Annotated in this window: 14 protein-coding genes and 1 tRNA gene; 4 read left to right on the top strand and 11 right to left on the bottom strand. The window is 69.8% G+C overall.

Features of this window, described 5'->3' with window-relative positions:
- On the bottom strand, positions 1 to 1,212 hold the full coding sequence (locus tag MTP10_RS04355; protein ID WP_310707682.1) for a glycosyltransferase: 1,212 nt from the start codon (positions 1,210 to 1,212) through the stop codon (positions 1 to 3).
- Between the two features lie 422 nt (positions 1,213 to 1,634).
- Between MTP10_RS04355 and rpoB the strand changes: the two genes are divergently transcribed.
- Complete coding sequence (rpoB, locus tag MTP10_RS04350; RefSeq protein WP_310707681.1) at positions 1,635 to 5,102, top strand: DNA-directed RNA polymerase subunit beta; 3,468 nt, start codon at positions 1,635 to 1,637, stop codon at positions 5,100 to 5,102.
- A gap of 86 nt (positions 5,103 to 5,188) precedes the next feature.
- Here rpoB and MTP10_RS04345 read toward each other — a convergent pair whose 3' ends face one another.
- From MTP10_RS04345 to MTP10_RS04325, 5 genes are all read right to left on the bottom strand, one after another.
- Entirely contained in the window at positions 5,189 to 7,402 is a 2,214-nt protein-coding gene (locus MTP10_RS04345) for an FtsX-like permease family protein (protein ID WP_310707680.1), read from the bottom strand.
- Entirely contained in the window at positions 7,399 to 8,091 is a 693-nt protein-coding gene (locus MTP10_RS04340; RefSeq protein WP_310707679.1) for an ABC transporter ATP-binding protein, read from the bottom strand. Before MTP10_RS04340 ends, MTP10_RS04345 begins: the two co-directional genes overlap by 4 nt.
- Complete coding sequence (locus tag MTP10_RS04335; RefSeq protein ID WP_310707678.1) at positions 8,091 to 8,615, bottom strand: PadR family transcriptional regulator; 525 nt, start codon at positions 8,613 to 8,615, stop codon at positions 8,091 to 8,093. Before MTP10_RS04335 ends, MTP10_RS04340 begins: the two co-directional genes overlap by 1 nt.
- A 145-nt stretch (positions 8,616 to 8,760) precedes the next feature.
- Positions 8,761 to 9,672, bottom strand: a complete 912-nt coding sequence (locus MTP10_RS04330; RefSeq protein ID WP_310707677.1) for a M23 family metallopeptidase — start codon at positions 9,670 to 9,672, stop codon at positions 8,761 to 8,763.
- Positions 9,673 to 9,984: 312 nt separating this feature from the next.
- A complete protein-coding gene (locus tag MTP10_RS04325) occupies positions 9,985 to 10,476 on the bottom strand; it encodes a hypothetical protein (RefSeq protein ID WP_310707676.1) in 492 nt (163 codons plus the stop codon).
- 113 nt (positions 10,477 to 10,589) lie between these two features.
- Between MTP10_RS04325 and MTP10_RS04320 the strand changes: the two genes are divergently transcribed.
- The 3 genes from MTP10_RS04320 (at position 10,590) to MTP10_RS04310 (ending at position 12,374) form a co-directional block, all read left to right on the top strand.
- The gene (locus tag MTP10_RS04320; RefSeq protein WP_310707675.1) at positions 10,590 to 11,246 is read left to right on the top strand and encodes an HNH endonuclease family protein; all 657 of its coding nucleotides are present in this window, start codon (positions 10,590 to 10,592) and stop codon (positions 11,244 to 11,246) included.
- A gap of 128 nt (positions 11,247 to 11,374) precedes the next feature.
- Positions 11,375 to 11,448: transfer RNA gene (locus tag MTP10_RS04315), tRNA-Met, on the top strand.
- A 251-nt stretch (positions 11,449 to 11,699) separates the two neighbouring features.
- Entirely contained in the window at positions 11,700 to 12,374 is a 675-nt protein-coding gene (locus MTP10_RS04310) for a hypothetical protein (protein ID WP_310707674.1), read from the top strand.
- 23 nt (positions 12,375 to 12,397) lie between these two features.
- On the opposite strand, the gene MTP10_RS04305 is transcribed toward MTP10_RS04310, so the two are convergent.
- The 5 genes from MTP10_RS04305 to MTP10_RS04285 all read right to left on the bottom strand — a co-directional run bounded on the left by MTP10_RS04305 (position 12,398) and on the right by MTP10_RS04285 (position 17,218).
- A complete protein-coding gene (locus tag MTP10_RS04305) occupies positions 12,398 to 13,063 on the bottom strand; it encodes a maleylpyruvate isomerase family mycothiol-dependent enzyme (RefSeq protein ID WP_310708154.1) in 666 nt (221 codons plus the stop codon).
- A 512-nt stretch (positions 13,064 to 13,575) separates the two neighbouring features.
- Positions 13,576 to 14,226 carry an anthrone oxygenase family protein gene (locus MTP10_RS04300; RefSeq protein ID WP_310707673.1) on the bottom strand — a complete coding sequence of 217 codons (651 nt, stop codon included), beginning with the start codon at positions 14,224 to 14,226 and terminating at the stop codon, positions 13,576 to 13,578.
- A gap of 349 nt (positions 14,227 to 14,575) precedes the next feature.
- Positions 14,576 to 15,181, bottom strand: coding sequence for an HAD-IA family hydrolase (locus MTP10_RS04295; protein WP_310707672.1), 606 nt, complete (start codon positions 15,179 to 15,181; stop codon positions 14,576 to 14,578).
- Positions 15,178 to 16,596 carry a pyridoxal-dependent decarboxylase gene (locus tag MTP10_RS04290; RefSeq protein ID WP_310707671.1) on the bottom strand — a complete coding sequence of 473 codons (1,419 nt, stop codon included), beginning with the start codon at positions 16,594 to 16,596 and terminating at the stop codon, positions 15,178 to 15,180. Before MTP10_RS04290 ends, MTP10_RS04295 begins: the two co-directional genes overlap by 4 nt.
- On the bottom strand, positions 16,589 to 17,218 hold the full coding sequence (locus MTP10_RS04285) for an XRE family transcriptional regulator (RefSeq protein ID WP_310707670.1): 630 nt from the start codon (positions 17,216 to 17,218) through the stop codon (positions 16,589 to 16,591). The genes MTP10_RS04290 and MTP10_RS04285 overlap by 8 nt, the downstream gene beginning before the upstream one ends.
- Between the last annotated feature and the right edge of the window lie 99 nt (positions 17,219 to 17,317).

Genomic DNA, 17,317 nt, shown 5'->3' with positions numbered 1-17,317 from the left:
TCAGCTCTGATGCAGCAGCTTGGCGGCCATCGTCGTTCCGTCGGTGCGGATCGTGCCGGCCACGGCGCTCGCTCGTGCGTGGGTCTCGGGGGTCAGGGCCGTTCTGAGCGCGGCTGACAGGGACTCGGTGGTCGGCGTCGGGCCGTCGTGTGCCGCGCCGATGCCCAGCGCGGCCACCCGGCCGGCCCAGTACGGCTGGTCCGCCGCCTGGGGCACCACCACCTGCGGCGCGCCGGCTCTCGCGGCCGTCGTCGTCGTGCCCGCGCCGCCATGATGCACGACGGCGGCCACCCGGCCGAACAGCGCCTGCTGGTTGACCTCGCCGACGACGAAGCAGGCGTCCCGGTCGTCGATCAGGGACAGGTCGGCCCAGCCGCGGGCCACGACCGCGCGGCGGCCCTGCGCGCGGACCGCCTCGATCGCCACCCGGGCGACGTCCGTCGACGCGCGCATGGGCATGCTGCCGAAGCCCACGTACACCGGTGGCGCGCCGGCCTCCAGGAACGCCAGCAGCTCGTCCGGGAGCGGGTTGGCGTCGGGCAGGATCCACGCGCCGGTCTGGACGACGTCGAGGTCCGGCGTCTCCAGCCACGGGTCCAGGACCGGGTCCGTCGCCAGCCACGGCCGGTCGCCGATCACGTAGTCGCGGACGTCGTCCACCGGTGGCAGGCCGATCGAGGCCCGGTTCGTGTTGAGCGCCGCCCCGAACAGTGTGTTGATGCTCTGGGCGTCCAGCTCCCACAGCACCCGGTTGTCGGTCACGCCCGGCGGGAACGGCCGGCCCGGATACGCCAGCGGCGGGTGGTGCGGTGACGGCAGGGTGAGCTGCTGGAAGGTCACGGAGACGGAGCGGATGCCTAGTTTCTCGGCCACCGACAGCGCGCCGGCCGCGGCCGGCATCAGGCCGGTCGCCACCAACGCGTCGCATCCCTCGGCCGCCGCGGTGACCGCCGGGAACAGGTCGGCGATCAACTCGGCCGCGCGCGCGGGCAGGCTCGCCGCCGACGGGGGCGTCGCCGCGGTCGTCAGCGTGCGCGCCGACCGGCCGACCGGCACCAAGGGAACGTCGACGCCGGCCAACCGCTGCGCGAACTCCTCGTCCGGCGGCGCGCACACCCGCACCTCCGCGCCGAGTTCGCGCAACCGCACCGCGAGTCCCACCACCGGTTCGACGTCTCCGCGCGATCCGTACGTCGACAACAACACCCGCATTCCGCGTCCCCCATTTCCGCAGGCTGTGGCCTCGGTCAGCGATTGTGCGGCATGACCGGGGTCTTGCCGCAAGCCCCTCGGTGCGCTATACGTTGAGAGTGGAAAGGCGCGGGCATTCCCCTTTCCTTCTTCCGGAGTTTTCCTCACCTGGCTGATGTGGGCGTTCGTGCTGGCCCAGGCCCCGGCGGTGCTCCCTGGGACTTCTGACGAGCGAGCTTGGCGATTGACAAAGGCGACGGCGTACGGCATCCTGGAAATGCGACCGGAATGATGGGTCTGCGTGAGCGTGGACAAATTCTATTTGGGCGGGTACGCTCATGCCTCCACGCTCCCTTTTTGGCGACCCGCTCCGCTTGCTCACGTTGCGAGGTTGTCTGGCGTGCGTGTAGTCAGTCCGCCGCGAGCCCTCGGAAGGACATCTGTTGGCAGCCTCGCGCAACGCCTCCGCCGTACCCGCCGGTCCCCGTCGCGTCTCTTTTTCGCGCATCCAGGAGCCCCTCGAAGTTCCTGACCTTCTCGCCCTGCAGACCGAGTCGTTCGACTGGCTGCTCGGCAACGAGAAGTGGAAGGCCCGGGTTGAGGCGGCTCGCCAGGCCGGGCGCAAGGACGTCCCGACCCAGTCGGGCCTCGAAGAGATCTTCGAAGAGATCAGTCCCATCGAGGACTTCTCGGGGACCATGTCCTTGTCGTTCCGCGACCACCGGTTCGAACCGCCCAAGTACTCAGTGGATGAGTGCAAAGACAAGGACATGACCTTCTCCGCGCCGATGTTCGTGACGGCGGAGTTCATCAACAACACCACCGGTGAGATCAAGAGCCAGACGGTGTTCATGGGCGATTTCCCGCTCATGACCCCGAAGGGCACGTTCGTCGTCAACGGCACCGAGCGTGTCGTGGTCTCCCAGCTCGTGCGCTCTCCGGGCGTGTACTTCGAGCGCAATGTCGACAAGGGCTCGGACAAGGACCTGTACGGGTGCAAGGTGATCCCGTCGCGGGGCGCCTGGCTGGAGTTCGAGATCGACAAGCGAGACAGCGTCGGTGTGCGCGTCGACCGCAAGCGCAAGCAGCCGGTCACCGTGCTGCTCAAGGCGCTCGGCTGGACCAACGACCAGATCCTCGAGCGCTTCGGCCAGTTCGAGTCGATGCGCGCCACCCTGGAGAAGGACCACACGGCCGGCCAGGACGACGCGCTGCTCGACATCTACCGCAAGCTCCGTCCGGGCGAGCCGCCGACCAAGGAGTCGGCGCAGACCCTGCTGGAGAACCTCTACTTCAACCCCAAGCGCTACGACCTCGCCAAGGTGGGCCGATACAAGGTCAACAAGAAGCTCGGGGTGGACTCGGAGATCACCCAGGGCACCCTGACCGAGGACGACGTCGTCGCCACGATCGAGTACATCGTCCGCCTGCACGCGGGCGAGGACTCGATGCCGGGCGCCAATGGCGAGGTCATCGTCGAGGTGGACGACATCGACCACTTCGGCAACCGCCGTCTGCGCAGCGTCGGCGAGCAGATCCAGAACCAGGTCCGCCTGGGCCTGGCCCGCATGGAGCGCGTCGTTCGCGAGCGCATGACCACGCAGGACGTCGAGGCCATCACGCCGCAGACCCTGATCAACATTCGCCCGGTCGTGGCGTCGATCAGGGAGTTCTTCGGCACCTCGCAGCTGTCGCAGTTCATGGACCAGATCAACCCGCTGGCCGGTCTGACGCACAAGCGGCGTATGAACGCGCTGGGCCCCGGTGGTCTGTCGCGCGAGCGGGCCGGCTTCGAGGTCCGTGACGTGCACCCGTCCCACTACGGCCGGATGTGCCCGATCGAGACCCCTGAAGGCCCGAACATCGGGCTGATCGGCTCGCTGGCCTCCTACGCGCGGCTGAACGCCTTCGGCTTCGTGGAGACGCCGTACCGCAAGGTCGTCGACGGCAAGGTGACCGAGCAGATCGACTACCTCACCGCCGACGAGGAGGACCGCTTCGTCAAGGCGCAGGCCAACACGGTGCTCAACGCCGACGGGTCCTTCGCCGAGACGCGCGTCCTGGTCCGCACCAAGGGCGGTGAGACCGAGCTGGCCCGCGCCGAGGAGGTCGACTACATCGACGTGTCGCCGCGCCAGATGGTGTCGGTGGCGACGGCGATGATCCCGTTCCTGGAGCACGACGACGCCAACCGGGCGCTCATGGGCGCGAACATGATGCGCCAGTCGGTGCCGCTGCTCAGGAGCGAGGCGCCGCTGGTGGGCACCGGTATGGAGTACCGGGCGGCCACCGACACGGGCGACATGGTCAGCGCCGAGAAGGCAGGCGTGGTCGAGGAGATCTCCGCCGACTACATCACCGTCATGAACGACGACGGCACGCGGACGACGTACCGCGTGGCGAAGTTCAGGCGCTCCAACCAGGGCACCTCGTTCAACCAGCGGCCCATCGTCGCCGAGGGTGACCGGGTCGAGGTCAACCAGGTCATCGCCGACGGTCCCTGCACCGACAACGGCGAGATGGCGCTGGGCAAGAACCTGCTCGTGGCGTTCATGCCGTGGGAGGGTCACAACTACGAAGACGCGATCATCCTGTCGCAGCGGCTGGTGCAGGACGACGTCCTGTCCTCGATCCACATCGAGGAGCACGAGGTCGACGCCCGTGACACCAAGCTGGGTCCGGAGGAGATCACCCGGGACATCCCGAACGTCTCCGAGGAGGTCCTGGCCGACCTCGACGAGCGCGGCATCATCCGCATCGGCGCCGAGGTCGTCCCCGGGGACATCCTGGTCGGCAAGGTCACGCCGAAGGGCGAGACCGAGCTGACCCCGGAGGAGCGGCTGCTGCGCGCGATCTTCGGTGAGAAGGCCCGCGAGGTCCGTGACACCTCCCTGAAGGTGCCCCACGGCGAGGAGGGCAAGGTCATCGGGGTGCGGGTGTTCTCCCGCGAGGAGGGCGACGAGCTGCCGCCGGGGGTCAACGAGCTGGTGCGCGTCTACATGGCGCACAAGCGCAAGATCACCGTAGGCGACAAGCTCGCCGGCCGGCACGGCAACAAGGGCGTCATCTCCAAGATCCTGCCGGTCGAGGACATGCCGTTCCTGGAGGACGGCACCCCCGTCGACATCATCCTCAACCCGCTGGGCGTGCCCGGCCGGATGAACGTCGGCCAGGTGCTGGAGTTCCATCTGGGCTGGATCGCCGCCAGAGGGTATGACATCTCGGGCATCCAGGAGGCGTGGGCCGAGCGGCTGCGTGACCGGGGCCTGGAGACGATCGAGCCGGGCACCAACATGGCCACCCCGGTCTTCGACGGCGCCCACGAGGAGGAGATCGTCGGCCTGCTCGGCGCCACCGTCCCGAACCGTGACGGTGATCGGCTGGTGCAGGGGAGCGGCAAGGCCCGGCTGTTCGACGGCCGCAGTGGCGAGCCGTTCCCGTATCCCATCGCCGTGGGCTACATCTACATCCTGAAGCTGCTCCACCTGGTCGACGACAAGATCCACGCCCGTTCGACCGGTCCGTACTCCATGATCACCCAGCAACCGCTCGGCGGTAAGGCCCAGTTCGGCGGGCAGCGCTTCGGTGAGATGGAGGTGTGGGCGCTGGAGGCGTACGGCTCGGCGTACGCGCTGCAGGAGCTGCTGACCATCAAGTCGGACGACGTGCTGGGCCGCGTGAAGGTCTACGAGGCCATCGTCAAGGGCGAGAACATCCCGGAACCGGGCATCCCCGAGTCCTTCAAGGTGCTCATCAAGGAGATGCAGTCGCTCTGTCTCAACGTCGAGGTGCTGTCCAGCGACGGCATGTCGATCGAGATGCGCGACACCGACGAGGACGTCTTCCGCGCCGCGGAGGAGCTCGGTATCGACCTGTCCCGGCGTGAGCCGAGCAGCGTGGAAGAGATCTGACCACGTCACGGCAGGCCGTCCCGCCGGTCCCCGAGACCGGCCGGGACGGCCTGCCCGACGACGGGCGGCCCGAGCTTGACGGGCTCCTATTCGAAGCGCGCGTTGTCGGGCGCGGTCATGCGCCTGAGCAGCGGCAGGGCCGTGAGGATCACCAGGAGGGAGGCGGCCAGGCCGCCGCCGACGGACGCGAAGTAGACCGGTCCCGGCATCGCCAGGGAGGCGCCCCTCATCGCGAGCTGGTCGATGAGCGGTTCGGCCACGCCGAAGCCGGCCCCGGCGGCGAGCACGGCGGCCAGGACGAGCGGCAGCGCCGATTCCAGCAGCACGACCGTGGCCAGGGTGCGCGTGGGCGTCCCGGCCAGCCGCAGCAGAGTGAACGGCTGCCTGCGCTCCACCAGGCCGCCGCCGACCGCCACCACGAGGCTGCAGCCGCCGGCGATCAGGGTGAGCGCCACCATGGCCAGCGCGACGCTTTCCGCCCGGGTGTACAGGTCCGTCCTGACCTGGGCGACCTCGGCGAAGGTCATCGGTGCCTGGGCGGTGTGGGCGGCCAGCAGGGTGCGCAGCCGCTCCAGCGTCGCCGTGTCGTCCGTGCGGACCATGACAGCCGTCAGGTCGAGCCCGGTGGCGGAAACGGACTGGCTGGTGGGGCCCGCCAGGGGGAGCAGCTTGTCGATGAAGAGAGGGTTGTCGGCACCGACGAGACGGTCGAAACGGCCCAGCACGGCCTGCGCGCCCGCGGGGCAGCGGCCGAGCACGGGGAAGCGGGCCATGTACGAGCACTCGACGACGGAGGTCGCGGGCGGCGCGTCGTGAGGGGGCGGGCCGAGGCTCTCCAGGTCCGCCCTGGCGTAGATGGGCAGGACGACCACGCCGGGGTGGGCGCGTAACCGGGCGAGCAGGTCCGCCCCCGCCCGCGGTGGCAGGCCGTCCATGCCGGGCCGGGAGAACGTGGCGCCCAGCACGCCGTTGAGCGTGCCGCCGGCCACGGCCTGCTGGCCCGTGACCACCGCGGGTACGAGCGCCGCGATCGTCGTCCCGATGAACACCGCCAGCACCAGCCCGCTCACCGACCTGAAGGCCCCCTTCGGGTCGGCGGCCAGGCGCTGGGCGGCCAGCAGCGTCGCCGCGCCGCGGGTCAGCCGGGCGGTCAGGCGCGCGGCCAGCATCGTGAGCCATGGCCCGGCCAGCACGAGGCCGATCATGACGAGGGCGATCCCGGCGTCGGTGGGCAGGGCGTGGAGCTTGCCTCCCTGGAACGCGGGGCCCGCGAACAGCCCCAGCCCGGCCAGGAGCGGGATCATCCGCCAGGCCCTCGGCGACGGCGGGGCGGCCTTCCTGGCCACGCCGAGCGGTGAGATCCGCACCCGGCGCAGCGACCACAGCGCGGCGCCGGCCGCGACGAGCGGCACGCAGGCGAGCACGGCCGCGTACTGCCAGGGGGCCGGGACGGCCAGCTCGGGGAAGAAGCGCGACCCGGTGACCCGCACCGCGGCCACCGCCGGCCGTACGAGCTGGAAGAGCACGACGCCGGCCAGTGCGCCGAGCAGCGCGCCCAGCGCGGCGTCCACCGCGGCGAGCGTGTTGATCTGCCGGGAGGTGGCGCCGGCCAGCCTGATCGCGGCGAAGCGCGTTTCGCGGCGGGCGGCGGCCAGGCGGGTGGCGGTGCCCACGAGCACCAGCAGCGGGACGATCAGCCCGACGGCGGCGATGCCGAACCCGACCTGATAGGCGTCCGTGTTGCCGTCCGCCGCGGGCTCGGTGGAGACCGTGTCCACCTGCCGGGTGCCGAGCACGGCGGCGACCTGCTGCGGCGTCCGCCCCACCACGACGACGAGCTCGTCGGGCCCCGACAGCGCGGCCTGGCCGATCAGGCCCGCCCGCGTTCCCGGGAAGCGGCCGGCGAGCTCCTCCCGTGGCGCGGAGTCCAGCAGCCCGGCCAGGGCGGGCGAGGCGTAGTACTGGCCGGGGGCGGGCATGCGGGACAGCCCGGGGATGACCGGTGCCCGGCCGCCGAGCGCCGCCGCGTCCAGCCTCCTGATCCGCCGGCCGGCGTAGTAGTCCTCGCGCAGGTTCCACAGCGCGCCGCCGGCGGTGGCGTCCAGGGCCCGGCCGCTGGGCGCCGTGCCCTGCGTGCACTCCCAGCAGGGGCGCTCGTTGGTGGCCTGGAAGGCGTTGAAGAGCGACAGCGTGGCCAGCAGCACCGCGACGCCGACCGCCACCCCGGCCGCGATCAGCGACAACCGGGCCGCCGTCTCCCTGCCGCTGCTCAGCGACAACCGCAGTCCCAGCAGGATCATCGGACGATCCCGCTCGCGTACGGGTCGGTCACCTTGCCGTCGCGCACGACGACCTCCCGGTCGGCGCAGGCGGCGACCCGGGCGTCGTGCGTCACCACGATCACGGTGGCGCCTTCCTCGCGGGCCAGGCCCACCAGCAGCTCCATCACGTGCTCGCCGGTGAGTGAGTCGAGCGCGCCGGTCGGCTCGTCGGCGAAGATCACCCGCGGGCGGGTCACCAGCGCTCTGGCGATCGCCACGCGCTGTGCCTGCCCGCCCGACAGCTCCCCGGTACGCCGGCCGCCCAGGCCGTCCAGCTCCAGCCGCTCCAGCCAGGAGGCGGCCAGGGCGTAGGCGGCCCTGCGCCTGGTCCGGCCGAGCAGGAGCGGCAGCGCCACGTTGTCGGCCACGGTCAGCTCGGGCACGAGCTGACCGAACTGGAAGACGAAGCCGAAGGCGGTGCGCCGCAGCTCGCTGCGGCGGCCGTCGTCCAGCGTGTCGAGCCGCCGCCCGTCGAACCACACCTCGCCGCTGTCCGGGGTGAAGATCCCGGCCAGGCAGTGCAGGAGCGTCGACTTGCCGGAGCCGCTGGGACCCATGATGGCCAGGGTCTCGCCCGCGGTCACCGACAGGCTGGCCTCCCGCAGCGCGGGCGTGTTGCCGTAGGAGCGGCTGATCCCCTCGGCGCGCAGGAGCGCGTTGACGATCATCAGCGGCGCACCGTCTCCGCCAGCGCCCCCAACCGGGCCTGCGTGACGTCGATCCACCGCAGGTCGGCCTCCAGGCGGAACAGGGCATGGTCGGCGAGGAGCATGTCGACCAGCGCGGCGTCGCGCTTCAGCTCGGTCAGCTCCCGCATCCGCCGCAGATGCGTCGCGCGCTGGGTGTCCAGGTAGCCTGCCGCGTCGCGGCCCAGCATCAGCGCCAGCACGACCTTCGTGAACAGCACCGTCTGCAGGTACGGCTCCGCCGCGACCGGCTCGGCCAGCCACGCCTCGACCTCGTCCTTGCCGATCGGGGTGATGACGTACTGCTTGCGGTCCGGGCCGTCGCCCGGCTCGTTCTGCCCGGCGGTGACCTTGCCGTCCCTGGCCAGACGGGCGAGCGTGGAGTAGACCTGCCCGAAGGGCAGGGGCTTGCCCCTGCCGAAGTAGGTGTCGTAGTCGCGCTTCAGGTCGTAACCGTGGCTCGGTTCCCGCTCCAGGAGGCCGAGCAGCGCAAGAGGGACGCTCATGGAACGAATATACTCTGAGTGTATATCCGCCAGTGATACGCCCTGCTCCCGTTCTGGGCGGCGACAGCTCTCGTACGGGATCGGTCGCCGGCGGAGCCCTCGCGAGGCTCCGCCGGCGACCGATCACCTCATGCCGGCCGGCCGGTCAGCCGCAGTGCTCGAAGCCGCTCGTGTAGGTGCTGCTGCCGATCGAGCCGCCCCACTTGACGCACTGCCCCGACGCGGAGCGCTTCACGGGACCCGCGTAGTACTGGTAGCTGCCGGAGTCGGTGGTCCTGCTCGACCCCTGCGGCTCCAGGAACGCCGACATCGACGTCGACGAGCTGAGGTTCGTCGTCTTCAGCGTCGCGACGCAGTTGTAGCCGTTGCCCGAGTTGTAGAGCAGGTACACGCGGCCACCGGTGAGAGCCGCCGAGTCGATGACCGAGTAACCGCTGCCGCAGACCTCCTCGGGGGTGTGCGGGTTGCCGCTGCCGCCGCAGGAGTTGGTGCTGGTGATGGCCTTCTTCTGGCCCAGGGACACGGTCACGCCCTCGACGGTCGGGCTGGTGTCCATCGCGCCGCCGGAGGTCCGCTGCTCGTAGTGCAGGTGCGGGGCGTTGGAGCCGCCGGTCGAGCCGACCGTGCCGATCACGGTGCCCTGGCTGACGCTCATCGAGCCGCCGGCCGACTTCACCATGCTCGCGAGGTGGGCGTAGCGGGTCCTGGTGCCGTCACTGTGACGGATCTCCACCCACTGGCCGTAACTCGTGCTTCCGGCGTTGTAGAAGTAGGCGGTGCCGGCGGCGGTGGCACGCACCGTCTCGCCGTTGATGTCGTCGCTGCCGTAGTCCTGCCAGTCGATGGAGCCGGAAGGGTTGTGCGCGGGGGTCCCGGTCCAGTTGTTGGCGTAGAAGGTCTTCCCGCAGTTGAACGGGCTCTTGTGGGAGACGGCCAGGGCGCTGCTGCTCTGCGCTGACGCGGCGTGGGGAAGCAGGACGGCCGTGAGGCCGACGAGCAGGACCGGGATGGCGGATATGAGGGTCTTGGGCCATGCCGGCCTGGGGGGTGTGGGCATGCTCACCTCTCTGAACAGGTGCTTCGTATTTCGTGGATACGGTTGGGCGCCCAGAAGGTCGATCAAGAAGCTACCGTTGAAAGTTCTCTTCATCAATCTTTGTCGAAATGAAATTTTGCGGCTTTTACCGCCGGTTGCCGGGCCGGCCGTCGGCGCCGAGCGATCATGAGCCGATGAACAAGTATGCCGTCAGGCACGCCAAAAATCATGGATCTGGTCGTGCCTTATTCGGGCGCACGTCCCGGTACGGCAGATCCTCGAAGTGCTGCCCGAGCCGCTCCTCCCCGGAAGCACCTCAACGCGGGCAGACCGTCAGCACAGGAGGCCGCCGTTCTCCGGGGTCTCGCCGTAGGAGGCGGAGATGTCGATGCCGTATCCCCGGACGCCGTCGACGCTGTGCCCTCCCAGCGAGAGGAAAGCCGTGACCTCGCCGATCCTCTTGGTGTAGCAGACGTCCTGGGAGGGCTCATCACGCACGACGGGCCGCCATCCGTCCGTCCTGACGGCGGTCTCGTAGAAGGAGGTGTACTCCTCGCGGGTCCCCGTGAACTCGTAGAACCTGCCCGCGTACGGGAACGGGTCGTCTGCGAAGCACCCGGCGTGGCGGTCCCGGACGACGGCGCCGTCCGGATGAGCGGCGAGGATCTTCTGCGCCGCCAGCACCGGGACGACGCCTGCCTCCGTGGCGCCGCACTCCGGACCGGTGGACGTCCCCATGGTCGCGTACGCGAGGCCGCCCAGGAGAAGGGCCGTTCCTGCTGCTCCGGCGGCGATCTTCCCGAACCGGGAGCGGCGGACCCTCATGTCCGGAGCGTATCCGAAACGATCACAAGCGCGTGGGCGGGAGACGCTCACCTCACCCTTTCGTGCGTCGAGTATCGCTGCCGCAGGCGACGGATCCCTGGTATGGGTGGAACATGATCTACTCGCGCCGGGCAGTCCAAGTCGCCGTGCTCACCCTCGTGGCCCTGCCGATCGCCGCCGTCATCGCCACCCCGCCGGCGGCGGCCGCCCCGCGTAAGCGATCGCAGGCCGAGGCCGGTGCGCTGGCCCGCGGCATGCTGGCCCAGCTGAGGGTCGCCCGGCCGTTATCCATCCGCGGCTACAGCCACCGGCGGTTCCAGCCGCGCTGGGCCCACCACAAGGGCAGGTGCGACGTGCGCGAGGTGGTCCTGGCACGCGACGGGCGCCGGGTGCGCAAGAACGCGGCCTGCCACCCGGTCAAGGGCGTCTGGTACAGCCCGTACGACGGGAAGCGGCTGAAGAGCGAGCGGCAGGTCGACGTCGACCACGTCGTGCCGCTCGCGTACGCCTGGCGCTCCGGGGCCCGCAGGTGGAGCGAGGCGCGGCGGCGGGCCTTCGCGAACGACCTCACCCGGCCGGAGCTCGTCACGGTCAGCCACTCCGCCAACATCGCCAAGGGCGGGCAGGGGCCGCAGAGCTGGCGGCCGCCGCGTCGCGCCTACTGGTGCCGCTACGCGACCTCGTGGATCACCGTGAAGCACCACTACCGGCTGTTCGTGACCCGGAGCGAGAAGGTGGCCCTGCTCAACATGCTCCGCACCTGCCGCTGACACCGGGAGCCGGGCCCGGTCAGGCGGGCTCTGATCGGGTTCGGGCTCGGGCTCGGTGAGGTGGTAGCCCGTCTCCGAAAACGGGTGGCTTCCGGTGGTCCGTTCCTGGGACAGTTGATCTCGCCGAAGCCTGCATAGCTCAGTCGGCGAGAGCGCCGCACTCATAATGCGGAGGTCCCAGGTTCGAGTCCTGGTGCAGGTACTCAGGTCGCCCCGTCGCGAACCGCGCTCAGCGTCGTCGTCCATGAGCTGCCAAGATCACCAGATGCTGCGATTGATCACGACACTTCTGGCCGTGGTGCTGCTCCTCAGCGGAGGGCAGTTCCTGATCGACGTCCCGCGTTCGAAGATCACGCCGCGCAAGCCGTCTGGACCTGGCGCATCAGCGGTGCGGCGGAGATCTGGCGCAATGGTTTCGTCCCGGTCGACGACCTGGGCGCGATACCTCCGGACGTGCTCAAGAAGATCCAGCACGATGAGGAGTACGGCTGGGTCGTGGACGGCCCGCTTCCCGCCGGGCCGGCCGAGGCACAGGTCCGCTGGGACGACGGATCCTCGATGCGGTTCCCCGTGATCGAGCCGCGGAAGGCGCTGATGGCCCTGTCTCCCTGGTCCGAGGAAGACACTTTCCCCGACGACGAGGCGTACCACCTGACCGGAGCCGCCTACACCACGATGCGGCTCAACACCGTCCGGGGGATGGCCACCGTGCCTGCATGGCGACTGTACTTCTCTGACCTGCCTGGCCCGATCGACCAGGTCGCGGTCGATCGGAACGCGATCGACACCCTCAAAGAGGCCATCGGCAGACACATGTCCGGTGACCAGCATGTCAGCGACTTCGAGGTGCTGGACGAGCGCACGCTGCTGGTGGACTACGACTACGGCTCCTGCACCGGCAGGCCGCTCGACGTCAGCCTGCGTATCAGTGAGAAGCCGGACGTGGTGGTCCTGGGGGTCGACGTCCCCGATCAGGGCGACGGCTTTTGCGCGGGCACCGGCAGGTCCGGCCAGAACGTCATCCGGTTCGATGAGCCGCTGGGCGAACGCGTGGTGCTGGATGCGACAAGCAGGCTTCCTGTCCTGTGCCGCCGCGCGCCGGACGCCTGCGGCGACAGGAACGCCTGACTAACCGGCTTCGAGTCCCCGGGTCATGTCATGTCGCGCCGATCGCGCAGGATTTCGACGCCGTCGCCGTCAAGTTCATCGCAGTACACCGAGCGTCCGGTCGTGGCCATCACCAGTGCCAGGGTGGTGCCGGACACCAGCGGGCCGGAGCCCGTGGTGAAAGGGCCGTCGGTGGCGACGAGTCGCAGGCCGGCGATCCGTCTCTTGGCGGCGACGACCAGGTCCGAGCTCTGGTAGTAGTCGGCTACCCGGGTGAGGGTCTCGATCGGGTAGTCATAGTGGATGCCCAGCGGTCGCCGGATGTCCTCGGCATGCACGATCGTCTCACCCAGCATCGCGATGACCGGGAGAGGCGGTTTGGTGGTGCTCGTGATGATGCGGCGGAACCTGTCATGCGTCTCGGCCGCGGTCGTGCCCAACTGCTCGGCCAGCCGCATGGCGACCTGCTTGTCGAAGTCGAACCGGCAGCGGATCACCCCCGCCAGCCACCGCACACCGTTCAGACTCGCCCCTGCGGTGAGGTGCGCCAGCACCTCGCGCACGGTCAACCCGGCACACAGCGACGGCGTCGCCCACTGCTCGTCGGTCAGATCCACCAGGTCGCCCGCCAGAGCCGCTCGCTCGGCATGCACCAGCGGCCAGAGGTCAGCCACGCGACCGCTCCTCGCTTTCGGCGCCGGATTGGTCATGTCAGACGGCCTTTTCTCGTCAGTCACAGTGGTCCTCGCGTCAGGCCGGTAAGTACGGTCGAAGGTGAAGACTTCCGCCAGGGGGCGAAATCATCGCTGGCCTGAGGGCATGCCAGCCGTAGTCGGCAACCCGCTGGCGGAAACGACACCCCGGTGGGCAGGCAGTGCATGGGCGTCCGGGAGTCGACAGGTGCTTGCGCCCAGAGTTCGTGCGCCTGGCACGCTGGCCCGCACGTCACGATCGACAATCACACGAACACGCTAGATGAGCTGCCGAGCCTCCGGGTGCTGCTACTTCTCACCGACATTCCGGGCCCGATCAGCCCCCAAGTGCTGTCCAAACTGACCGACAAACGCTGCTGCTACTCACCAGCAAAATCAACATGGCGAACTCCTCGGCTTTGTGGGGGCGGTCGGCTGTGGGCGCGGGCGGTGCATGCACCTGCCTGTGGTGAATGGACCGGAAGTACGGCGTAAGAGGACGGACCGGCGAAGGCGGTGTTGCCGGTGGGCTATCGGCGTGGGCCACCGGTCCAACGGGCCTGTGGTCCCTGCGGCATCGGTCCTGCCTGCGCCGTCCGCCCAGTGGCAGCGTGCGCGCTGCTGCCGTGGTGCTGCGCGACGAGCGGTCGTTGGGCCGGGGGCGCGGTGGCCGCGGTCTGCTGGGTCCGGTGCGCGCCGAAGACGATCAGTGCCCACAGCAGGCAGCCGAAGGCGGCGGTGTGGAGCAGGGCGCGGACGATGTTCCAGGCGACCCAGCTGCTCTCGAAGTCTTCGCGTGCGGCGGCCAGGTTCTTGACGTGGTCGGGGCTGCCGGCCTTGGCGAGCTGGTCGTTGAGGGGGACGTTGAGACCGCTGGTGACCATGAAGGCGAGCAGGTAGAGCGCCAGCGCGGCGATGAGCCACGGCAGCGCGGGCCGTCCGTGGCCGCGCCAGGCCAGGACGACGGCAAGGCCGAGCAGGGGGACCGTGGCCATGAAGGGCAGCATGAAGACGGGGTTGAGGATGGCCTTGTTGATGTTCTGCATCGCCTCGACGAAAGTGCGGTCGGAGGAGCGCGCCAGGCCCGGCATGACGGAGTAGGCGAAGGCCGCGAACAGGCCGGCCATCAGGCCGGTGGCGAGGGCGGTGAGTATCAGGGTGGTCTGCTGCAGGGTTTTCATGCGTGCTGTCTTTCGTGCCAGATGCCGGTGGCGGTGGTGCGGCGGGCGTAGTCGGCGAAGTCGCGCGGAGCGCGGCCCAAAGCGCGCCGGACGCCGTCCGCGAGGTGGGCGTTGCAGCCGTCGAGGACGGAGGTGAGCAGGTGTCCGAGTAAGTGCTGTTCACCGACGATGCGCCAGGAGTTCGCGACGTTCCTGGCGATGGCGGCCTCCAGGTGTACGGACGACGGCGGCTCCTGGCGAGACCCCCCGCGGTTCTATCGACCGGCTGGAGCCCAAGCCGGGCTGCTCGGTGGCGGCCGGACAGGTTCAGGGGTGCGGTCGACCAACGGCGTGCGTGCGTGCCGTGGCATCACCGGATTCGGGACTGCAGGATTTGTTCGAGGGTCTCTCTGCTGTGGAAGTGGAGGGCGGTCCAGCCCGCGGCGCGGGCTGCGTCGGTGTTGGCGGCGCTGTCATCGACGAAGAGGATGTCGTCCGGGTGCGCGCCCAGTTGTTTCGCAGCGGCGTCGAAGGCGGGCAGGGCGGGCTTCCGGTGTCCGAGGCGGTGGCTGAACAGTAGGTGGTCGAAGCAGTCGAACATCGTGGGGTACAGCCGCAGCAGCGTCTCCTGCTCCAGCGGGCCGTTATTGGTGAACAGCGCCAACTGCCGTGCGCCGCGGTGGCGTTCCAGCATCTCCCGGACGGCATGGTCGGGCCGGAAGGCGCTGCACCAGGCAGTGTCGAGGTCGTCGTCGCTGCCGGTGAAGCCGGTGGCGGCACGGATACGGACCCGGATATCCGCCGTGTGCGGGTACGTGCCCGAGTCACACTCGGCGCTGAACCCGGACCGCCACAGCAGCTCGTCCAGGCTGTCCGCGGGAAGCGCGAAGATGTCGGCCATGTGTTGCAGGCGATGGGCGTGGTCGAAGTGGAACAGGACGCCGCCGAGATCGAGAACCAGAATCCGGGGGCTCATGCGGTGACCTCGCGCGCGGCGACCCGGATTTCACGGAGCAGGAGGGCGAGGTCGTCCTCGGTGGTGTCCGGGTGCAGGATGCAGGCGCGCAGGGCCGCGGCACCGGAGAGCTGCGTGCCGGTCAGGAAAGTGCGCCCACGGCGCTGAACGGCGGCCGGGATCGCCTTGTTCAGTGCTTCCACCCGGTCTGTGTCGAGGTTCGGCGGCCGGTGGCGGAATGCGACGATGGACGTGACGGTCGGGGCGAGGAGTTCGAAGTCGTACGAGGCTTCGACCAGTTCGGCGAGGGTGCGCGCGAGCGCCGAGGTGTGCTGCACGAGGCGAACGATGCCGTCCCGTCCGAGGTGGGCGATCGTGGCCCACACGCGCAGCGCGCGGAACGGGCGGGTCTGTTCGGTGCCGTACTCGGAAAACCAGCCGAGCTCCCCGGCATCGTCGTCACGCAGGTAGGGCGGGACCAGGCTGAAGGCGTCGCGTGCACCGGCCGGCTCGCGGAAGAGGACGCAGCCGGCGTCGACGGGGACGCCGAGCCACTTGTGCGGGTCCAGGGCCAGAGAGTTCGCCCGTTCCAGCCCGGCGTACCGGAGGGCGGCATCCTGGGCGAGGATGCCGAGCGCGCCGTAAGCGCCGTCGATGTGGTACCACAGCCCGTGCTCGGCGGCGATCACGGCGATGTCGTCCAGCGGGTCGACGGCTCCGGTATTGACCGTTCCCGCGCTCGCGGCGACAAAGAACGGCCGCACCCCGGCCCGCCGGTCGGCCGCGATCAGACGGCGCAGCTCGCCGGTGTCCATACGGAATGCCGCATCGACCGGGACGGTGCGCAGGTGTCGGGTGCCCAGGCCGAGGAGTTCGGCCGCCTTGCGCAGGCAACTGTGGGCCTCGGCGGACACGTAGAGCGCCAGCGGACGCTGCCCGTACAGTCCGGTCTCGCGCACATCGTGGCCCTGGTCGCGGAGCGCCTGGTGGCGGGCGGTGGCCAGTGCCACGACGGTGGCCATGGAAGCTCCGCTGGTCAACAGCCCGCCCCCCGTGCGGTGGGGGAATCCCACCAGTTCCGCCAGCCACCGCACAGCGGTGCGTTCCAGCAGAACGCCGGCGTGGTCTCCGCCCGCGCAACTGGGATTCATGGCCGCGGCCAGGGGAGCCGTCAAGACACCGGCAGGCGAGGGCGGGGAGTTGACCCAGCCGAAGAACCGGGGGTGCCCGTTGCCCATCGGATACGGCAGGATGCGGTCGCGCACCTCGTCCAGCAGGTCCGTCAGCGGGCGGCCGCCGGCGGGCAGCGGCTGCCGGGTGAGCCATGTGCGGTCCGCCTCGGGTACCGGCCGCCACACCGGTCCTTCTGCCACGCACGCCAGGTGATCGGTTGCGAGATCCGCCGCCGACCGGGCTGCTTTCCGCAGGTCATGCACTGTGTCTTCCTCCCGATGTGTGGTGGCGCGTGGGGTCGGCTGCCGGGGCCAGTGCCATGGCCAGGTAGTACACGCACGCGCCCGTGGAGTCGTTGGCGAAGGCGTGCCGGCGGGTGCCGGGGAAATAGGCCGCGTCCCCAGCCTCGAGACGGTGGGTCACACCGTCGACGACCAGGCGCAGACACCCCTGTTCCACCGCCACGTACTCGTGCGAGCCCGGCGCGTGCGGAGAGAATTCTCCGGCGTCCACGCCCGGTTCCAGGGTGGTGCGCATGAACTCGAATTCGATGTCCGGCAGGACCGGGGAGAGGATCCGCCGTTCCCACCCGGCGGGGTCACGTACCACCTGCTGCCGGTCACTGGCGAGTACCACGACGTCAGGGCGCACCGGTTCGTCCAGGAGCCGCGCGATCGAGGTGCCCAGGGCGGTTGCCAGGCGGTCGAGAACCAGCACGCTCGGTGTCTTCGCGCCGCGTTCCACCTCGGACACCATGCTGCGGCTCACACCGCTGAGCTCGGCGAGCCGTTCCAGGCTGACACCCCGGGCGCGGCGCTCGCCCCGGATCCTGGCCCCCAGTTCGGACATGGACAGTCCACTGGTCAAAGTAGTGCCGTCACTCATGTCCTCCACTATAGAGAAGGAATTCCACTATAGGAAAGACGCCCCGGCCGGGGCCGCGCTGCGGTGCAACGCAGGCCTGGCCAGGTGTAGTGACCCGTG

The organism is Nonomuraea sp. 3-1Str (assembly GCF_031570565.1).
GTDB lineage: Bacteria > Actinomycetota > Actinomycetes > Streptosporangiales > Streptosporangiaceae > Nonomuraea.
This window is presented reverse-complemented; position numbering and strand designations above follow the sequence as displayed.

Coding starts and splice junctions, on each gene's coding strand:
- MTP10_RS04330 (WP_310707677.1), bottom strand. CDS start 9,672: ATGCCCACACCCCCCAGGCCGGCATGGCCCAAGACCCTCATATCCGCC.
- MTP10_RS04295 (WP_310707672.1), bottom strand. CDS start 15,181: ATGAGCCCCCGGATTCTGGTTCTCGATCTCGGCGGCGTCCTGTTCCAC.
- MTP10_RS04320 (WP_310707675.1), top strand. CDS start 10,590: ATGATCTACTCGCGCCGGGCAGTCCAAGTCGCCGTGCTCACCCTCGTG.
- MTP10_RS04285 (WP_310707670.1), bottom strand. CDS start 17,218: ATGAGTGACGGCACTACTTTGACCAGTGGACTGTCCATGTCCGAACTG.
- MTP10_RS04305 (WP_310708154.1), bottom strand. CDS start 13,063: ATGACCAATCCGGCGCCGAAAGCGAGGAGCGGTCGCGTGGCTGACCTC.
- MTP10_RS04325 (WP_310707676.1), bottom strand. CDS start 10,476: ATGAGGGTCCGCCGCTCCCGGTTCGGGAAGATCGCCGCCGGAGCAGCA.
- MTP10_RS04355 (WP_310707682.1), bottom strand. CDS start 1,212: ATGCGGGTGTTGTTGTCGACGTACGGATCGCGCGGAGACGTCGAACCG.
- MTP10_RS04335 (WP_310707678.1), bottom strand. CDS start 8,615: ATGAGCGTCCCTCTTGCGCTGCTCGGCCTCCTGGAGCGGGAACCGAGC.
- MTP10_RS04340 (WP_310707679.1), bottom strand. CDS start 8,091: ATGATCGTCAACGCGCTCCTGCGCGCCGAGGGGATCAGCCGCTCCTAC.
- MTP10_RS04345 (WP_310707680.1), bottom strand. CDS start 7,402: ATGATCCTGCTGGGACTGCGGTTGTCGCTGAGCAGCGGCAGGGAGACG.
- MTP10_RS04300 (WP_310707673.1), bottom strand. CDS start 14,226: ATGAAAACCCTGCAGCAGACCACCCTGATACTCACCGCCCTCGCCACC.